Annotated in this window: 10 protein-coding genes; 1 reads left to right on the top strand and 9 read right to left on the bottom strand. The window is 49.5% G+C overall.

The genetic code is table 11. The annotated features are described in order from the left end of the window. Window positions 1-107: 107 nt before the first annotated feature. Genes GYN08_RS12120 through GYN08_RS23695 form a run of 5 tightly spaced genes read right to left on the bottom strand, consistent with a single transcriptional unit; the run spans window position 108 to window position 7080 of the window. Window positions 108-1892 (bottom strand): glycosyltransferase family 2 protein, encoded by a 1785-nt coding sequence (locus tag GYN08_RS12120; RefSeq protein WP_166274533.1) that lies wholly within the window; start codon window positions 1890-1892, stop codon window positions 108-110. A 10-nt stretch (window positions 1893-1902) separates the two neighbouring features. Next, window positions 1903-3468: a coiled-coil domain-containing protein gene (locus GYN08_RS12125; protein WP_166274535.1), complete on the bottom strand. Its 1566-nt coding sequence runs from the start codon at window positions 3466-3468 to the stop codon at window positions 1903-1905. A gap of 2 nt (window positions 3469-3470) precedes the next feature. Continuing rightward, window positions 3471-4388, bottom strand: coding sequence for a class I SAM-dependent methyltransferase (locus tag GYN08_RS12130; protein WP_328802933.1), 918 nt, complete (start codon window positions 4386-4388; stop codon window positions 3471-3473). Window positions 4389-4414: 26 nt separating this feature from the next. Beyond that, entirely contained in the window at window positions 4415-5680 is a 1266-nt protein-coding gene (locus tag GYN08_RS12135; protein ID WP_166274539.1) for an ABC transporter ATP-binding protein, read from the bottom strand. 11 nt (window positions 5681-5691) lie between these two features. Beyond that, window positions 5692-7080 (bottom strand): ABC transporter permease, encoded by a 1389-nt coding sequence (locus GYN08_RS23695; RefSeq protein ID WP_235946208.1) that lies wholly within the window; start codon window positions 7078-7080, stop codon window positions 5692-5694. A gap of 363 nt (window positions 7081-7443) precedes the next feature. Here GYN08_RS23695 and GYN08_RS12145 point away from each other — a divergent pair, with 363 nt between their 5' ends. Continuing rightward, on the top strand, window positions 7444-9783 hold the full coding sequence (locus tag GYN08_RS12145; protein ID WP_328802956.1) for an O-antigen ligase family protein: 2340 nt from the start codon (window positions 7444-7446) through the stop codon (window positions 9781-9783). Between the two features lie 115 nt (window positions 9784-9898). On the opposite strand, the gene GYN08_RS12150 is transcribed toward GYN08_RS12145, so the two are convergent. From GYN08_RS12150 to GYN08_RS12165, 4 genes are all read right to left on the bottom strand, one after another. Beyond that, on the bottom strand, window positions 9899-12412 hold the full coding sequence (locus GYN08_RS12150; RefSeq protein WP_166274543.1) for a U32 family peptidase: 2514 nt from the start codon (window positions 12410-12412) through the stop codon (window positions 9899-9901). A 247-nt stretch (window positions 12413-12659) separates the two neighbouring features. Continuing rightward, entirely contained in the window at window positions 12660-15086 is a 2427-nt protein-coding gene (locus GYN08_RS12155) for an S-layer homology domain-containing protein (protein ID WP_166274545.1), read from the bottom strand. A 158-nt stretch (window positions 15087-15244) separates the two neighbouring features. Beyond that, a complete protein-coding gene (locus GYN08_RS12160; RefSeq protein ID WP_166274547.1) occupies window positions 15245-16870 on the bottom strand; it encodes a PA2928 family protein in 1626 nt (541 codons plus the stop codon). A gap of 195 nt (window positions 16871-17065) precedes the next feature. Continuing rightward, window positions 17066-18937 carry a stalk domain-containing protein gene (locus GYN08_RS12165; RefSeq protein WP_166274549.1) on the bottom strand — a complete coding sequence of 624 codons (1872 nt, stop codon included), beginning with the start codon at window positions 18935-18937 and terminating at the stop codon, window positions 17066-17068. Window positions 18938-18980 lie beyond the last annotated feature (43 nt).

Here is an 18980-nt window from a genome sequence, read left to right on the forward strand (position 1 = left end):
AAGATGGCCGCACCTAATCTTATGAGGTCGAGATTATTATTTCTTCCGCTTAGACGTTCACCAACTGTTGTAATGATGATTCCTCCTTATCTACTTTTCATGGATATTTATTTCAGCACCCTTTTCGCCCAATAAAATAATTTATTTCTTACTTTGAAAGCAAAAGTTCTTGCATTCATTCTACGAATAGTATGAATGATTGTCGCCGGCTTGTTCATCAAATATTCGGCATCTTTAAAAATGTCTGCCATCGTAATTTCAAGTCTTTGATTCATATGTTTATTCCTTACAATTTGTAAATAACGGTCAAACAGCTCTTGTCTGTTCCCATGATGTACAGGATGCGCCGGAATACGATATAAGGAAGTCAGTTTCTCTACATACTTAAAATTGTGTCTTAATGCATAGCGTAGCCACAAGTCCCAGTCCTCTAACACTTCAAGAGATAAATCAATGCCTCCAAGTTCTTCGTAAAGCTCTCTTTTAAACATAACAGTCTGAATAGGAAAATAATTGTGATGCATCAAGACCAGCCGATTGAATGGCTGTTTATGCTGAACGTTATGGAACAATTCTTTATAAACATAAGGCTCCCTTGAAATCACTTCCGTCGGAACCTCAAAGCTTATGGAGTAAGCGGCTTTATGATTAGGATGCTGTAACAGTTGATCCACCAATACTTCAACATGCTCCGCATAAAACAAATCATCGTCGTCCAAAAAGTTAAAATAAATTCCTGTGGCCGTCGCCAAAGCTATATTACCTACTTCACACCTTCCCACAGATTCGCCTGTAGCCTGATACACAATATTGAGATCTGCAAACTCTGTTGCAATCATAGAGCGGGAAATATCGGGACCGTCCTCTACAACAACTACTTCAATATTTTTATAGGTTTGGTTTCTTACACTAATCAGAGCCTCGCGAAGAACATTCGGTCTGCCACATGTTCGAATCAGTACCGAAACCAAAGGTTGTTCCGCCGGAAGTTGATTTACGTAAAAGGCGCCATCTCGAATGATTTCGTAATCCCAAAGCTTAAAGCCAGGTTTGAAATTTTTGTCTTTATTTTTCCGATACCAACGGCGGTACTTCATCCCTTCAAAAAAGCTCCCTATGATTTTTTTGAAGATGATTTTTTTATGTCCTTCGGAGGGTCCATTCACGAAAAAAAGACCATGATACATGGCATAGCCTTTAAAAATGTCTTTCCATGTACCAAACTTATATCGGAGCATAAAGTTCATATACGTACTATTATAAAATTGATTCGGCTTAACTTCGTTAGCGCTCATATATGTGTAATGGGTTACTATGCTCTTGGAGATGTATTGAAGCTTATAACCATGGGCTCGCATTCTCCAGCTCAGATCCACATCTTCTCCGTACATAAAAATTTTATCGTCAAACATACCAACTTCGATAAAACGTTGGCGGTCAACAAGCATACATGCACCGCTGGACCAGCTCGTTTCCAACGTTACAGGATTATATACTTTAGGATGTTCGTAAGGGAACTGTCGGCTTTCCCATAAAGCTGCTTCACTAGGCCCCTTTTCTACTGCATTAGACAAAGCCAAGAAGCAATCCTCATCAATTTCTGTATCCACATTTAAAAAGTATACGTAAGCCTGATTCGTTTTTTCTACTCCGTAATTATTGCCTTTACCAAACCCTAAATTTTTTTCCATAAAGAACGTGTTGAATGCGCCGAATGTCTGCTTGCCTTTATAATTTTCAAGCAATTCTCTGGTCTTATCCGTTGAGTTGTTATCGACAAATGTAAGAGTAATCTTTTCTTTAGGATAATTCGCTTTTTCTAGGCTACTTAAACATCCGGGTATCCATTTCTCTGAATTATATGTCACTAAAATCACATCAATATCAATCAACAGTCACACCTCATATCTTTCTTTTCGCAAAAGCAGCCATCAATGCTCTTAACGGTCGAGTTATTTGCCAAGATTTTGAATGCAATAATTCATTTAGTTCTTTTTTAGCATTATCTAATTGCTCTTGAGCTTCAGTAAAATTATACTCTACCTTTGTTAAAGTTTCTCTCGTTTCCTTTAGCTCTTTTTGCAGCATTTCAATCTTCTCATTTTGTTTCTCAAGCTGTTTATCACGATCATTTAACTTCTCATTACTATCATTTAATAGTTTATTATAATTTTTTCTTTCAAAAGATATAACGTATTCTAAATCTTGTTTATCTTTTTTGTACACCATATATATTTTCTCGAAAATTTCTTTATCTAAAACCCCAAACCGCATAGATATTTCAAAAACAAGATCAGAGTGTAAGAATTCCTTGCTTATACTTTTCAGGTTGATAAATAGCTGTGGGTCTTCCATCAAAGAAATAAAGGAAAAGTTTTGATCGTCAGGAATTAAGAGAACTTGATCGTTGTAAGTAAACAAGTTTTGAAGTTCTAATTTATCAGAAATTATGATTCCTTTACCGCTGCCCGATTCATAAATCTTAATCTTTTGTATGCTCGCCCATCCCGAGCGATCAAAAGGATCCAAACGCAAAGGCAGATCCGCAAACAACGTTTGGCTATCGATCTTGAACGAATACTCGCGAAACTCATCGGAAGCGGCAGTACTTATAACTATAGAATGATCCTCATCGTAAATTTCTTCATTTGCATAAAACAACTTTACGTTAAACGCTTGGCTTGCTCTACTTGCATACAATTCTTGCAAAGAGTGATTGGGTTTAATATACTGCCCATGAAAACCGACCTGATAGTCCGCACCGTTTACAAAAAATTGAAAATGTTTCTCCTCCATCTCGAGAAAATCCGTCAGCATATCAGCCGTAATCTTATAAGGTGAAACTAAATCTAGCAAAGAAAGATGCGATTGCAATTCAACTTGATACTTGATCCAAAAAGAATAAACCCCTCTGAAAAATATAAATTTAAGCGGGATTTTAAAATCAAATACCCATTCGCAATCAATAATCGTTTTAACACCCGATTCGTCAATAATCACATTTTCAAGAATTAGATCAATATTGGCAGGCTGTAGATATCTTTCGGACTTCATTTTCAGCTTATTGCCGAAGATCTGTTGAAATTCTTCATCCGTTTCAAAATCGGTCTCTTCGCTGCTTTGCAGATTCACCAGCATATCCCAATATTCACGAAGTGTGTTATGAAACTCATCCATACGCCCTGAAGTAAACTGCTCAAACAGATGTTTGTCCCAGCGAATTCCTTCTACATAAGGGTAAACGATGCTTTTATTTTCTTTGACTCCGGTCAATACGTTTACATTAAGATACTTTTCATTTAACAAAAGCGAATTTTGAAAAATACCATCAATATGAGTTTCAGCTGCGGAGGTCAATGGCCTTTTTTCTACCTTTTTGATTCCTTGTTGATCCGTGAAATGAAAAGTTCCGACCTGAAAATTAGGCAGTCTTTCACGATTAAACTTCGCATAAGTAACCTTTTTCATCGTTAGTCGGCTCCTTTCTGACAGATTACTAGAAACGAATTAGAGAAAAAGGGGAACATTTCATTCTGTATCACATTGTTAAGCACTTTTTTCTCATTAAATAACCGAACCCGATCCATATCGTAATTCGGCGTTTCACCGCCAAATGAAGCATCCGGCAAATAATCATCTGAAAATATCTGTTTAGGCATTTTGTAATCGGGATAAGGATAGTAGAACTCACAGTGATCAAATCCGCATTGTTGCAACAAAGTGTCAAGTTCGCTTTTGGAAAATGTGCGCGCATTGGAATCTGGCTTGTAATTTTCCAAGCCGTCAAAAAACTCGCCGGTATGATCTTCTCTCGCTCCCGACCAATACTTCAACCCGAATTTGTTTTCAATCGCGACAATCAACCGACCGTTAGGTTTTAACTTGCTATACAAGTTGTTGAGAAAATCTTGAAACGGATTTGCCGTGTTCGTATAGTGAGCTGCATATTCCAACACGCCGATCAGTGTAATATAGTCATAAGCTTGATCGGCTAACGGAATATCGTTAAAATTGCCGACAAGTACATTTAGATTGTCTTTGTCTTTATTTCGCCCAGCCAAGATCTTCGCTCTTTTAAGAGACAGCTCGATCGCATCGACTTTTAATGAACCTTCGCACAATACCCCGGTCAGCGCTCCGCAACCCGCTCCAACTTCCAACCCCACCTGCGTGTGATCAAATTCAATCCATTCCAACAAATTCCTCCTGATCGGAGAAAGATGATAAAGAATTGGCCAGCGATCATCTTTTCGAATAATGTCTGCCAGATCGGCTTCATTTTCGACATAGCTCAAAATCTCGTCCTCAATGTCTCCATCGCTATATGCATCGTATCCTTTGTAGTAGTCCAAATTCAATTCAACTTGTCCGATTTTCAAATTGCGCACCCCTTTTTGATGCTTCGAAATAAGAATCAATTTCTTTTAACTGTAATCTTGGACTCCGCATCAAAAAAGCCTACTGTAGCTCTGTCGGAAATAATATTCAAAATCAACAAATCGTATAGCCGATGATACACTTGGAACTCTCCGTCTTCATAACCGGTACAACCTAACGAAACCAAGTATTCTCCGTTATGCAAAGGAAGAGCCTGTTCAAATGAAATCTCGTAGATCGAACCATCAGCACTTGTGCCTGTTCCAATTGCTTCAAACATCGTATTGGTTCCGGTAATATCATTTCCTTTGACGTCTTTGATGGTGTAAGCAAAAATCGGTTCTTTGATTTTATCGTGAAATTTCACTTTCATTCTCAAACTAAAAGTTTCGCTTCTAGACACCGTACTCATAATTGCGCCTGTTCCGTCAAATAATGCATAATCGATGATTTCCGCTCTCTTATTTCCGTAATCCAGATACTTTGAGTTTAAATTGCCCAATTTTTCTTTCCAAAAACTGTTCTTGTCGGCTGCGGTTTGTTGTTCAAACTTTTCGGTTTCTTCATTCAAAAAATTTTTACTGACAATCTTTTTATAAAGATCGACCATATCTCTCGAAGGACCTTCCGCAATCAGCTCTCCTTCATTCAGGACGATCGAACGATCACAATATTTGATAATACTGCCCATATCGTGACTGACAAAAAGAATCGTTTTTCCTTTTTCCGCAAACTCCTCGAATTTTCGATAACATTTGCTTTGAAAAAAAATATCCCCTACCGATAAGGCTTCGTCCACGATCAGAATATCCGGATCTACATTAATGGCTACAGAAAAAGCCAAGCGTGCAAACATACCGCTGCTATACGTTTTGACAGGTTGATGAATAAACTGTCCGATGTCCGCAAATTCCATAATTGCCGGAACCTTCGTTTCCATTTCTTCACGCGAATAGCCCATCATCGTTCCGTTCAAATAGATATTTTCGATCCCTGTGTACTCCGGATTAAATCCTGCTCCCAGTTCCAACAGTGCTGCAATTCTACCAGTACTGTGCACAGCGCCTGAAGTCGGAGTCAGAACGCCTGTAATAATTTTGAGCAGCGTTGATTTGCCTGAACCGTTTTTACCGATCAAGCCCAACGTTTCTCCCTTTTTGATTTCGAACGAAACGCCTTTAAGCGCAAAATGATCAGTATGATAAATCTTTCTTCTTATATGAAAAGCTTCTTTCAAACGATCTAGCGGTTTATCATACAACTTGTACACTTTTTTTACATCTTGAACCGAAATCACAGACACTCGATGACCCCCTATAACACATCAGAAAAATGAGGCTTAAGTTTTTTGTTGGCGAGCAAACCTGCAAGAACAATGAATAAAGTCAATCCCCAGAAATATAGAGTCAGCGCAGGCTTTTCATAGAACCAATGATCATATAAGAAAGAGTCGCGGAATCCTTCGATAATATAGACCAATGGATTCAATTCAAAAAACTTTCCGAGGAAACCTGGCGCGTTACTCGTATCCCACACGATTGGTGTTAACCAGAATCCGAATTGAAGTAAAATGGCCAGAATCTGGCTTAGATCTTTGAAAAACACAACGATTGTTGAAGTCAAAAGCGTTAAGCCAAACAACATACAGTGTAACGCGAATAAATAGTAAATCGCTTGAAAATTGATCCAAGAAAATTCATTTCCATACGAGAAGTAAAAAACGAGATAAATAAGCACAAAGAACATGTTAATAAAGGAAACCGAAGCCAACTTAATTAAAGGCAACAATTCGATCTTAAATACAACTTTTTTGACTAAATAACTATATTCCACAAAACTATTCGTCACGATATTTAAAGAATCCGAGAAGAAAAACCATGGAATAATACCGGGAATGAACCAAATAATAAACGGAATGTCCTGCACAGCCGAATTTCTGAAGCCGATCTGAAAGACAAACCAATACACCAAAATCGTAAGCAAAGGCGAAATAAGCGCCCACAAAATGCCAAAATTCGATCCGGAAAATCTAGATTTCAAATCATTTTTGGCCAAACTTAATAATACGCTTCTTGACGAAATAATACTGTCAAAAAAGCTTTTCAAATAAGACAAGCTCAGCTTAGCCATCAAAAAGGCAATCAACAACCAATAAAGCGCAGCGATCATAGACCAGGTCATAACATTTGTATAGTAGTTTGGATTGCTCGCCAAAAAAGTTCTTATGGCTCCTGCTGAAACATTAACGTCAAAAAAAGGATCTCCGTTTTGTACCGTAACCATAAGTTCTTTTCCTTGAAGTTGAACGCTGCTAATATCATTTTGCTCGGCTTCATCCGATAAAAGATTCAAGGGAATTGTTTTCGTGTGTTTCCCTATACTGATCTCAATACCGACAATCGTCACTTTAGCAACTTGTTCGCCCAAGTCTAATCTGAATCGAGTTGTGTTTTCCGGCAATGTAAAAGATAACAGGTGAAACTGATCATCAGCGGGAAGATGTTCAAGGGAGGATTTTTTTTCTATGTAAGTCTCATTGCCGTCGTCTTGGTAATACACCTTCGCATCAAGTGCCTGATTGGTTTTCAATTCAAAACTAATTGTGCTTTCCCCTGGATTGAATTTGAAATAGACCAGAAAACAACTCACACTAAAAGAAACCAATAAAATCATTAATATCAAATACTTTAATTTTTTAGACAATGCATCCATATCCTTTTTTTCATTTTTTGGCTTTTACGATTTTTATCCTGTTTTTCATTTGAAGTACAAATAGTGTAAGTTCTTTTTATATGCTAAAATACCCTAGTACCTTCAAGAAAAGGAGCTATCACCTTGACCAATCAAGTATACGGTAATATGTATGACGAGTCGAGCAAAAAGGAACGAATATCCATTGAACAGATGGGCAATAGTTCTATGCTGCTCTGGACATTGATTCCAGCCCTCATTATATTCTTAATCTGGGCGCCTTTCCAGCAGGGTCTTTTTAACGGGCAGGGACTTACCTTCGAGCCTTCTCTGTTCCGGGGGGTTATTTGCGCGGGAGTTCTTCTATTGCTCTGCGTGGCGGCTTTCGCGAAGCATCTGACGCTTCTGAATCAGCGGGATATTACGGCGATCGCCGTTTGGCTGCTGCCGCTGATGTACGCCGTTTCGCTGATTTCTGCCGCTTCGCATTCCCTCGCCATGAATATGCTGTTGATCATGTGCGCGAACGCCGCGTTCTTTGTCATCGGACTGTTTTTGATGCAGCATCCGCTGGCGAATAAAATTATGCGCGTCACGCTGCTGTGGACGACTTACCTGATTGTAATCTTCGGCCTGCTGAATTGGTTAGGACAACGGACTTTTTCGGGAAGCCTTGTCGGATGGTTCACGCAAATCGTGACCGGCGGCGTATACAAGGATGCTGTCATGACCGACTCGAACGGTCTGCGTCTAACTTCGGTATTCCAGTACGCCAATACATACGCGGCTTTTCTTATGGCCATGCTGTTCGTCGTATTGTTTACGGTCGCGCGGACGAATCGTTGGTGGGATAGAGCGATTCATGCCTTCATGCTGGTTCCGATCATTCTGTCGATCGCGCTCACGTTATCCCGCGGCGGGCTTGTCATGCTGCCGGTCGCGTTCCTTATCGTCCTGCTGCTGCTCAAGCCGGCCCAGCAGCTGATCTGGATTATCAATCTGCTGATTTCCGCAGCGGCGGCTTTTGCCGTTCTCGGACCGCTTACGGAACTGGGACTTCAATTGAATCAAGTCTATAACGGTTCGGATGCTTTCAAAGCCTGGGGAATTTTGATCGCCGCCTCCCTCGCCAACGCCTTGCTGCTCTGGGCAGTCGGCCGCTATGTTCAACCTTTGCTCGAACGCAAGCTCGAAGGATGGTCGTCGCGCAAAACGTCCAGTCTGTGGCTGCCGCTCGGCGGTCTCGTCGTCGCGGCTCTTCTGGCCCTGCTTGTAATCGGAACGAGCGTTAAAAATGTTCTGCCGGAAAATATTCGTACTCGCGTCGAAAATATCAATTTCCAACAGCACAGCGTCTTGGAACGGATTACGTTTTATAAAGACTCTCTTAAAGTCGTCAAAGATTACCCGGTAATCGGAGCCGGCGGCGGAGCCTGGGCCGTGCTTTACGAAAAATATCAGAACAACCCGTATATAAGCAATCAGGCCCATAACTATTTCCTGCAGTCTTTGGATGAGACGGGGATTGTAGGTTTTGTCATCTTTATGGCTTTCCTGCTTTATCTCTTTGTCCAATATTTGCGTCGTTATTTCCGCATGGAGGCAGGAGAACGGAAAGATTCGCACTTCTTCTATTTCTTGATCGCCTTTTCCATTTTGCTTCACAGCATTCTGGATTTTAACATGAGTTACATGTACATCAGCCTGCTTGTCTTCTTCTCCTTGGGCGGTATGGCCGCAGGCATCGTTCCCGTGCCGTTCGGGAAAACAAAAGCCGAAGCGGCCGAAAAGAAAAAAAATAATTCGCTGCTCGGTTCTTCAAAAGGATTGGCCGGCGGCAATTCGACAGGCAAATCGGGCTCCTGGCTGCCTGGACTTTATACCCTGCTGGCAGGAATACTCGGAGTCGTCATGATCGTCGTCGCTGCCCGCTATCTCGTGGCTTCCAACTCCGCCATCAAAGCGACCAACATGCTTGATTCCGGAGTACAGCAGACGTATGAGGACGTTCGACAGCCATTGGACGAGACATTGGACATTCGAAACACTTATCCCGTCACGGCCGCCCAGTTGGCTGCCGTGCTGCAGAACGTCTACTCGCAGACTCAAGATGAAATGTACATCAAAGAGGCCGACGAGCTGCTGCAAAAAGCACTTAAAGCCGAGCCTTACGATAAAAACTTGATTAATCAGATGATTTACAGCTACCAGCTTCGCGGCGATCAGAAAGCCGCATTTGATTTGATGAGCGACAGCCTGGACAAATACGTCTGGGATGCAAGCTGGTACGAGAGAGTGATTCAAAGCGCCTTTAACGAAAGCTATCAAGCATTTAATGCTCAAGATACCGCTTCGATGCAGTACTATGCGAACCGCGGGATCGAAGCTTACAATCGTCTCCTAGCGGGCGTCGAAGACTTGAAAAACCTTCCGGAAGGACAAATGCAAGGCCGTGAGTTCGCCGCTTCGCGCAGCATGCAGCAGAACGCCGGCAAGCTGATGTATTTTAACGGGCAGACCCAAGAGTCGGCGGACCTTCTGAAGAGCATCTTAACAGACGATTACGCCGATCCGGCGAATCAAGAAGCCGCTTTGTGGTATTTGGTTGCCTTGAACAAACTCGGCGATTCCGACCCGAGCGTATTGAAAGGCCTGACTGCTGCCGCTCCGGGTATGCAAGAGCAGCTCAAGCAATTGGAGGCTGTCCAATTCTAAAAAGAGTTCTGTTAGCTAAACTCCTACTTTAGTCTTATCGATAAACCAAAAAGCGTATTCCGTCAGAGGACGGAATACGCTTTTTTAAATGGCTTGTTTTGCCTCTCTCAAAACCTTACTTCACCAACTGCCCCCGAGTAACGCCCAGCTGATTCGTCGCTTTCAGCTTGCGCCATACTTCCGAGCCGCTGATCTCGCCGCGCAGCGCGCGGGTGTACAGGTCGATGACCTCGTGCACCTGTTCGGGCGTTTCTTCCAGGAACTCGACGCGGTAGCTCGGCACGCCGGCGTCCAGGAATTCGTTCAGATACTCGGCACCCGACTGTTCGATCGCGTTGTAGACGGTGTTGCGGCAGCCTTCGTCGACGCGGACCGGGTGCGACATGCCGATGCGGTCGCGCAGCGACGCGCGCTGCTCTTCGCACGGACGGCCGCAGTTCGTGTAGTTCGTGCCTTCGCTCATGAACGTGCAGTACACGCAGTGCTCGGTATGGAACATCGGCAGATGCTGATGGATGACGATCTCGAGCTTGTCCGTCTGCGAACGGCCCAGCAGATCGACCATCTGCTGGATGTTCAGGTCGTACGACGGCGTCACGCGGTCGAGGCCGGCTTCCAGGAACAGATCGACGGCTTTGTGGTTCGCCACGTTGAGCGAGAAGTCGCCGATCAGTTCCGGATGCTTCTTATCCGGATTCTCCATGCGGTGGCGCAGGTAGTAATACAGCGCTCCTGTATTGCGGACGAGCACGGCATCCGGCTCCAGGCGAAGGATATTCGCGTGGTAGCCGTTCTCTCCCGGCATGTGGATGCGCGGCGTCGCCAGCGCGATTCGCTTGCCGGCAGCCCGTACGGCCGCGACGGCCGCCGGGAACTGCTTGATGAATTCGAAGTCGGCGTAGATCATCTCCACGCCGGCTTCCAATGCCGCTTCGACCTGCGGCAGACTGCGGCACAGCGCCGTAATCCGCGCTTCCGAGCGGTCGACCGGCTGCGCGGGCTGCGAGGAATCGCCGTATACGGCGATATCGCGGTGCACGTAGGCCGGCGGCTTCGGACGCTCGCCGGCCAGTTCTTCGACCGCGCGGCGGCGCATCGCGTTCAGTTCGCGCATCGGCACGATCACGTCGCCGTGCAGCTGCACGTCCAGCTCCTCGAGCTGGTACACCGTGCCGCCGAGACGGCCGAACTGCTCTTCGAGAATCTCGTAGCCCAGCGGGCGCTTCTTCGCGAGTTCCAGTTCCATCTCCGATTCGACGCGAACGGTGGTGCCTTTGTCCAGGTCCGTCCAGACCGACACGAGCGGCTGTCCCGGGTTGCCCATGACTTTGACGCTCAGCGGGAATACGCGGTAAGGTTTGTCCGTCTCGTACGTCTGGCGCAGGCGTCTGTCCAGCGCGGGATCGTTCGTCTTCCAGATGCGGTCGCCCACGTGCAGGCGGCGCAGATCGACGTCGTTGCGGCCCGGCACGATGTCGATGACCCAGCCTTGGCCGGCTTCGCCTTCAAGCTTTACGCCTTTGCGGCGCACGTCGTACACGCGTCCGCCTTCTTCCTTCTTCGTCGGGTCTCCGGCGTCGAACACGATGCCGTCGCCGCGCTTCAGCGGCGCTTCGATCCGGCAGACGACGCCGTCGCGCAGAATCTGCTCGACGCGGCCCAGGTATACGCCGCGGCTCTTCGGGAAGGTGCCTTCCACGAGCTGCTTGTTGTTCGTGCCGTCCAGGAAGCCGTGCGTGAGGCCGCGCGAGAAGCTCTGCTGCAGCTCGCGGATTTCCTCTTCCGAAGGCTTGGAATCGTCGCCGTCGAAATAGCGGTTGATCGCGGCATTATACTTGCTCACCACGTTCGCGACGTACTCCGGCGTTTTCAGGCGGCCTTCGATTTTAAAGGAGGTCACGCCGGCTTCGATCAGTTCCGGCATGATGTCGATCGCGGCCAGGTCTTTCGGCGACAACAGGTAGGCGATATCGCCCATCGGCTTGTGCTCGCCGTCGACCATCAGATCGTACGGCAGGCGGCAGGCCTGCGCGCACTCGCCGCGGTTGGCGGAGCGTCCGCCCCACATTTCCGACGTCAAGCATTGGCCCGAGTACGACACGCACAGCGCGCCGTGCACGAACACTTCCATCGGCAGCTTGGCCTGTTCGCCGATCTTTTGGATCTGCTTCAGGTTGTTTTCCCGTCCCAGCACGACCCGCTCCATGTTGAACGGCTTCGTGAACTCGACCGCTTCCGGCGACGTGATCGTCATCTGGGTCGAACCGTGAATCGGGAAGTCCGGCGAGATCTCGCGGATCATTTTGACCAATCCCAGATCCTGCACGATGACCGCGTCGACTCCCGCCGTTACGCAGGCGTCGATCAGTCCTTTGGCATCCTCCAGTTCGTTTTCGAACACGAGGATATTGAACGTCAGGAATCCTTTTACCCCGTAGCTATGAAGAAAGCCCATGATCTCCGGCAGTTCGTCCATCCGGAAGTTGTTGGCTCTTGCCCGCGCGTTGAACTTCTCGACGCCGAAAAAGACCGCGTCCGCGCCGTTCGCCACGGCAGCCCGCATGCAGTCCCAATCGCCGGCCGGAGCCAGCAGTTCGACGTCGCGTCTTGTGATTTTGTTTACGCTCATATATCGTTATCCTCCTGCGCGCTGTTTTTTCCCCTTTAAAAAAGGACGTGTATAACAGGCTAACCGCTTATGTTGGTCCATTCTTATATCGTCACGACTGATGCTGTATCTTAATTTTGAACTTATCTATTGTATCAGAGTTGCGAAGGGAAGGACAGCTTTTCAACGAGACTCGGACATAAAAAAAGAGGCGCAGCGGAATGTTCCGCTCGCCTCTCAGCATGATGAATTCGAAGCCGTCCGAATCCTAATCCTCGATCTCGATATAAATGCTTCGTCCTCCCCAAATGTGCAGATTATACGCTCCCTTGGACAGTCCTTCCGTCGAGATCGTCAGCGGCAAATTCGCCTCTTCGTTCGTCACGACTCTTTTCTTCGCCCAGCCTTCCGCTACTTTCCGATCGTATTCGTCCAAACCTCCGCTGATGATCTGCGGAGCCAGATATACGATGCCTCCGTATTCAACCGAGAATTCGATCGTTTCTCCCTTTTTCACGGTTGCATAAGCCTTGCCGCCGTGCGAAAGGAGTTTGATTCTTGTGAACGAGTTGTCAGGCCCGTGAATATGCTCTTTGTTGAGCTGTCCGTCCGATGTGACAACGGCTCCCGCCGTGAGCTTAATCATAAAGTTTCGCCCCAACTGATCCTGCAGCGGCCGAATAAACACCTTGCCTCCCACGATCTCTACGGTTCCCAGGCTAGAGTCGAAAGTTTTGTAGCTTTCTTCCCCGTCAAGCTTCAATTGAACAATCTCGTTCAGTTCTCTGCCCGGGGCAAGACCCAAACGCCGATTGTAATTGAAGGAGAAGTATTCCGGTTCGCCGCCGTAATGCGAGACAACGGGATACCGAACGAGTTCTTCGCTCTCGTCGAAAACTTCAACTTCAGCCGTCCCGTAACCTTTATTGGATTCGGCATAAACCGTTACGTTGAATTCATAATTTCTGAAGTACTCTATATTTCTTAAGTCGGAAGTCGAAAAATAATTCAGCTCCCCGGCTTTTACCTGTTTGGTCTGCACCTCGCCGCTCTCAACACCCAGCGCAAGCGTAGGCAGATCGTAATAAGCGATTCCTCTCGAAGAAATATAAGCGGTACCGTCAATCGAACTTGTGAAGTAAACGGATTCTCCGACGCTCACCGTCTTATCGCGAAGTTCGACCTTCACCGGCTGCCAAGGAATCGGCTCGGGAGTCGGCGCCGGCGCAGGAGCCGCCGTCTCACCGCCGTTTCCGCCGCTCGGCGCCGCAGGCGCCGGAGCCGAAGGAGCGGCGGGCTGCGAAGCCGGAGCCGCCGCCGGTGCCGAAGCCGCGCCCGCCGCCACCTGCTGTCCGCCTACCGATACTTTCGTATCCGCCGGGACGTCTTTGCCGACCTTGACGGCCGTAGGCGACTTGTCGAACGTGATGTCCTTGGCGTTGATCGTCGCGCTGTCGATCTTTCCTACGCCCGCCACTTTGGCGGCGGCGTTCAGAAGCAGCGTCAGGATGCGCGATTCGCTGCCCGTGTTCAGCACGGCGCCTTCGGCGTCCTTGGACACGTTCAGCTCGCCGATCGAGCCGCTCGGGATGTCGAGTGCCAGGCTGTAAGCCTGGACGTTAACGGTGTTAAAGTAACCCGCCAGACGGACTTCGGAATTGGCCGGCAGTTCGTTCGTGAGTTCGACTTTGTTGACGGTCACGCCTTTTTCCGCTTCGAGATTCGCTCCCGTGCGAACGACGACTTCTTGAACCGTCGTCTCGCCCTGAGCCACGATGCGGACGGTGCCTTCTTTTTTATCGACAATAATGTTCACCAGGTGGGAACCTTCGATATGGATACTGTGCTCGCCGCCGCCGTATACGTACGTGTTGCCCCGTACCGTCACGTTCTTCAGCGTCACGTCTCCTTCGCCGACGTTTTTGCCGATGACCAGGTCGCCCGCGATTTCCAGGTTCTGCAGCGTTACACCCGGCGTATTGACGAGGACGCTGCCTTTTTCCTGTCGGACGCCGTCTGCCGGACCGTATTCGCCCTGCTCCCCGATCCACATGCCGTAAGCTTCGGCCGCGCGATCGATCAGAACGGCCGCTTCCGCGCGCGTCAGCGCTTTATGAGGACGGAACGTCTTATCCGCGTAGCCTTTGAGCAGGCCGGCTTCGACCGCCGCATATACCGGAGCTCCGTTGGCTTCCGTCGACGTCTTGAAATCGGCAAACGCGTCCGTGTCGGGCTGAACGGTCGACAGACGCAGCAGATTCGCCAGCGTGACCGCCGCTTCTTCGCGGGTCAGCGGACGATCGGCTTGAAACGTACCGTCGCCGGTAATCCCGATATAGCCTGCGGTCAGCGCCGCTTTGACGTCTGCGGCGTACCAACTTCCTTCCTTCACGTCGCTTGGCGCTTCGGCTTTCTGCCGGTTGAGCTGGAAAGTACGGTTGACCAGCGTCACCCATTCCGCGCGCGTCAGCGTCCGTTCGGGAGCAAACTTTCCTTCGGCCGCCCCTTTAATAATGCCGCGGTTCTGCCACTTTTCGACCGCCTGCTTGGACCAGTGATTATTGAGGTCCTTAAAAATGGAACTCTGTACGACTGACGAACTCGAAGCAGGAGCGCTTTCCCCAAAGGCTGCCCCCGTCCAGATCGTGCTGCTCACCAGCAGCGATGAGAGCAAAAGACCTGCTGTTTTTTTCATATTGTCCCCTCTTCTCCGTTATTACCAATCCCATAGGCCCACTGTATCTCTCCCTTTTCCCGAAAGCAGGACTATTTCATCAGGCATTAGTAACAACAGCATACAGCCCCTTTTTATTCCTAGTCAATTAGTTACAAACAAAATACTAAATAACTTATTTAAAACGTTAAAGACCGGTCATACCGGAAATCGTAGCCTTTCGCGCTTCCGTCTTCCAGCGACAAGCTGAACAGATACGAATTGCTTTGGGCTCCTTTGCCGATCAGCGACAGATAGCCGCCCGCCACATCGTAGCTGTCGACCGACCATAATCGGGTATCGACGGTCCAGAGCACTTGGCCGGCTTTGAGATCGAACGCGCTGATCAGGATGTCCGAAGAGTTCTCCGCCGTCTTGTCATGCACGATCAGAAAAACATCTTGGCCCGAAGGGCCGGAATAGTGAAAAGGCGGATACTCCGAACCGCTGTTGGACCACAGGAGAGCCCTAGCCGTATTCGTGTACAGATCCCGCTGCGCGCGGTAAGTCTCGTTCTGTGCATCGTAGCGGTCGCGCTCGGCGTAGTAAGCATCGGACCGCCGCTTTTCCTCCGCTTTGTAGCGCTCGTACTGCTCCACCGTCATACGCGAAGGCCAATCGATGCTCTCGGGAGCGCCGGGCGCCTGAGGTTCCTTGACCACTTTTTCGTAATCCGCAAATGCCGCCGCACGGTACGGATCTTTCGCGGTGCTGTCGTCCGTCCGAAGGGCGCTCAGAAATCCTCCGTTCAAAAAGATCTCGTCCGTCAGCGGTTTCAAGTCTTTCGACGCGGTGCCGCCTCCCTTGAGCAGCGTTCCCTTATACAGCTGCATTCTCGGATCGCTGACGCCGGAGTCGGACTCGTCTTCCTGTCCGAACGTTCCTTTTTTCAGCAGGTCGGCCTGCCGTTCGTTCAGGAAAAGCGCGTATTTTCCGTCGCCGGCTCCCGATCGGATCAGACCGAGCCGCTGCGCCGTGTAAGTGGGCGCCGCTTCGCTGCCGAAGTAAGCCGAAAGCCGGCTGCTCGGCAGACTTTCGACGTTAAGCTTATCCGGATCGAGCGCATACAGCCCGCCGTCCAGCCCTTGGAAAATGATCGCTTTCAACTTCTCGTCCCATTTATAGCGCCCCGCTTCTTTGGGGAAGCCGGCTTTGGACTGCGCGTTCGAAGCTTCGAGCTTGGCGGCGTCGGCCAATTCCGCGCCGTCCGCTTTATCGAGCACGACCGGACCCGAGCCGTCGAACAGCGCGATCCGCTTGTCCGTTTGTCCGAGCAGAAACGGCGAATAGGCGCGGCCGATCGACGTTTTCCACACCGGTTCGCCGGTCTGCGCGTTGATCGCGTACACGAAAGCTTTGCTGGTGCCGCTGGTCACCCCGCGGTCATGGGAATTGGCGATAAACTTGTCGACTATGACGACGGACATCTCCGTCCCGTCCTGCTCGTAAGCCAGCGTGCCCGATTCGATGCTGGCGCTGTCCGAGCTTCCGAGCATGACCGTCAGCAGCAGAAATAAGCCTACCGGAAAAATAAGAAACATAAAGGTGCCGAACAAGCGATTCAGCAGTACGCGCAGCGGATTGCGGCGAGGGGGAGCGTCGTCCCGAATATCCCGAGGACGGGTCAGCGCACGCATGAACCCGGAGAGCGCGAGCAGCGCGGCAATGCCGAGCAGCGCATAAATAATGGTCAAAAAAATGTTATGCCACAACGAGTCGTTATAGCGAAAAGCAAGCAGAATCTTTTCCCAAATTGTCGGTTCCATTCAAACAAGACTCCTTTCAAATTCGGGCGCGCGTTCCAGGTTCGTCCCGCAGCGCCGGGCCAACCTTCACTTCGTCCTATGTACGCGGAGAATCTCCGCAAAAAGACCGGCCGCGGTAACCGGGGCCGGTGCATGCCGGTTCGCCTGCCGACGGATCCTCCGAGGAGGACGCCGACGCGCGAAGCTTACCGTGTCTTACTTAAGAAACTTGAACGATTGCAGCGCGCGTTCGATTCCCGCCAGCTGTTCCGGCGTCGCGCTCGCCTGGTCGAGACTGTAATGAATCCAGTACGTTCGATTGTTGTGGCGCAAGTAAAGATCTTCCGCCCGATAAGGGCTTCCGTCCGTTCCCGTATAAGCGATCCGGATCGCGGGAGCTCCCGCAAATACGGTTCGTTTCGGCGCCTCGTAAGCGAGCGTGGCATCGTCCAGCTTCAACTCTTCGTAATGCTTGAGCGTCTGCGCGGCCGCCGCTTCGAAGCCTACGTCGACGAGCGACACCTGCAGCAGGCCTCCCGGCAGGTCATAGCGCACGGACGGCTGAGCGCTCAATCCGGATTGCGACGTCCAATAAGCGGGCGCGCTCATCACGAAGTCCGGCGTGCTGTAAGTCGCGCTGAGCGATTTGTCCTTGAGGTAAGGCACTTGCCCCAATCTGCCGAACGAGGAAGCGACCGTATCGAAGTCGATTTCGACCGACTGAACGATCTTCCCGAATACCGAATCGCTGTAGGCCCCCTCGGGAGCGGCATAATGCAGAATATAGAAGTATCCTTCGTGCTTGGTCACAAGCCAGTTCCAGTACTGCTTACCGCCGCCCGAATCGAATGTCAATTTCTCGATGCGGCCATCTTGCCCGGATATCTTTACGGGCTCGACGGAGATCGGTTCCGCATAACCGGGCAGAAAAATTTCGTCGGTGCGTTTTTGAAGCAGCTTATGCCAATCTTCCAACGTCTCTCCCTTCGCCGCGGACGTTACGCTGAGCGACAGCAGAGATCCGTCTTCTCCCCTGTATTCCAACGCCCCGCCGCCCGTCGGAACCCAGCCCGCCGGTACTTTCAGCGAAACGCCGTAATCGGGCGCCGAGGCGTCCATGCGGCCGTTTTTCACGTTCGAGAGATCTTCCGTCTTTCTTCCCGCGGTGGCAAAGGAGGTGCGGAAAGAATCGAGCAGGGCGGCCCGCGTCTCAAAACCGCGGTAATCTTCCACGAGGGAGTCGCCCAAATACAGCGAATACACCCGGCCTTTGTCGTAATAGCGGCGGGCTTCCCAATAAATGCCGTCGAGATCCCGCGTAATAAGCTGCGCGTAAGGGACGGCGGCGTCCGGAAGCGTCATTTCGTCCATGACCGTCTCGCCCGCTTCGCCGGCTTCGCGCTTAAGCTGCTCCAGCATGTCGGATACCGGGACATCGGCGTCCTCGTTCCAGACATGGATCTGCAGCATGTAGCTTCCCTGGGCATCGCTCATCGTGGCGGAATACTCGCTGTCTCCGAGCTGCGCAAGGGCATCGGCCGGATAGTCGATCGACCAGCCGGCATAACTGCTGCCGACGCGCTCGGTCTCGTCCGTCGCGTTCGAGGCAGGCTTTTGCCCCGGAATGCCTTTGTCCGATGCTAGCGTCGCCACGATCGTGCCTGCCGTAATCTTGACCTTTGCGCCGATCATATCCGTTACCGGGCGCAGCGGCACCATCAGCGTCCCGCTTTTCATAACGGGCACCGCGCTTAATGCCAGCTTCTTGCCGTTGATCCAGGCGGTCTTGCTGCCGATCGTAAAAGTAAGCGTACGCTTGCCGTAAGCGACCCGGACGACATCGTCGCCTTCCAGGCGGCTTGTCGTACCGAAGGCCCGCTGGAATACGCCGAGCGGCACCATCGCCGTTCCGTTTTGAACATAAGGCTTCTCCACAACCTGTTTTTCGCCGTTTACGAGCGCCGACGAACTGCCGATCCGCAGCTGCAGCGTCAAAGTCACCCGTTCCGCCGCGAAAGCCGGTACGCTCGTGCCGATGACCAGCAGCATAATCAGCAGCAGCGCCGCGCCTTTTTTCGCCAAATTCAATCGCTTTCCTCCTCTTTCGTCCCGTTCTGCCTGCCGCGATCCG

It is taken from the genome of Saccharibacillus alkalitolerans, from assembly GCF_011090185.1.
Classification (GTDB): Bacteria; Bacillota; Bacilli; order Paenibacillales; family Paenibacillaceae; genus Saccharibacillus; species Saccharibacillus alkalitolerans.

What these genes read in the sequence shown, in the direction of transcription:
- GYN08_RS12160 (WP_166274547.1), bottom strand. Translation starts at nt 16,870, where the DNA reads ATGGAACCGACAATTTGGGAAAAGATTCTGCTTGCTTTTCGCTATAAC.
- GYN08_RS12125 (WP_166274535.1), bottom strand. Translation starts at nt 3,468, where the DNA reads ATGAAAAAGGTTACTTATGCGAAGTTTAATCGTGAAAGACTGCCTAAT.
- GYN08_RS12150 (WP_166274543.1), bottom strand. Translation starts at nt 12,412, where the DNA reads ATGAGCGTAAACAAAATCACAAGACGCGACGTCGAACTGCTGGCTCCG.
- GYN08_RS12155 (WP_166274545.1), bottom strand. Translation starts at nt 15,086, where the DNA reads ATGAAAAAAACAGCAGGTCTTTTGCTCTCATCGCTGCTGGTGAGCAGC.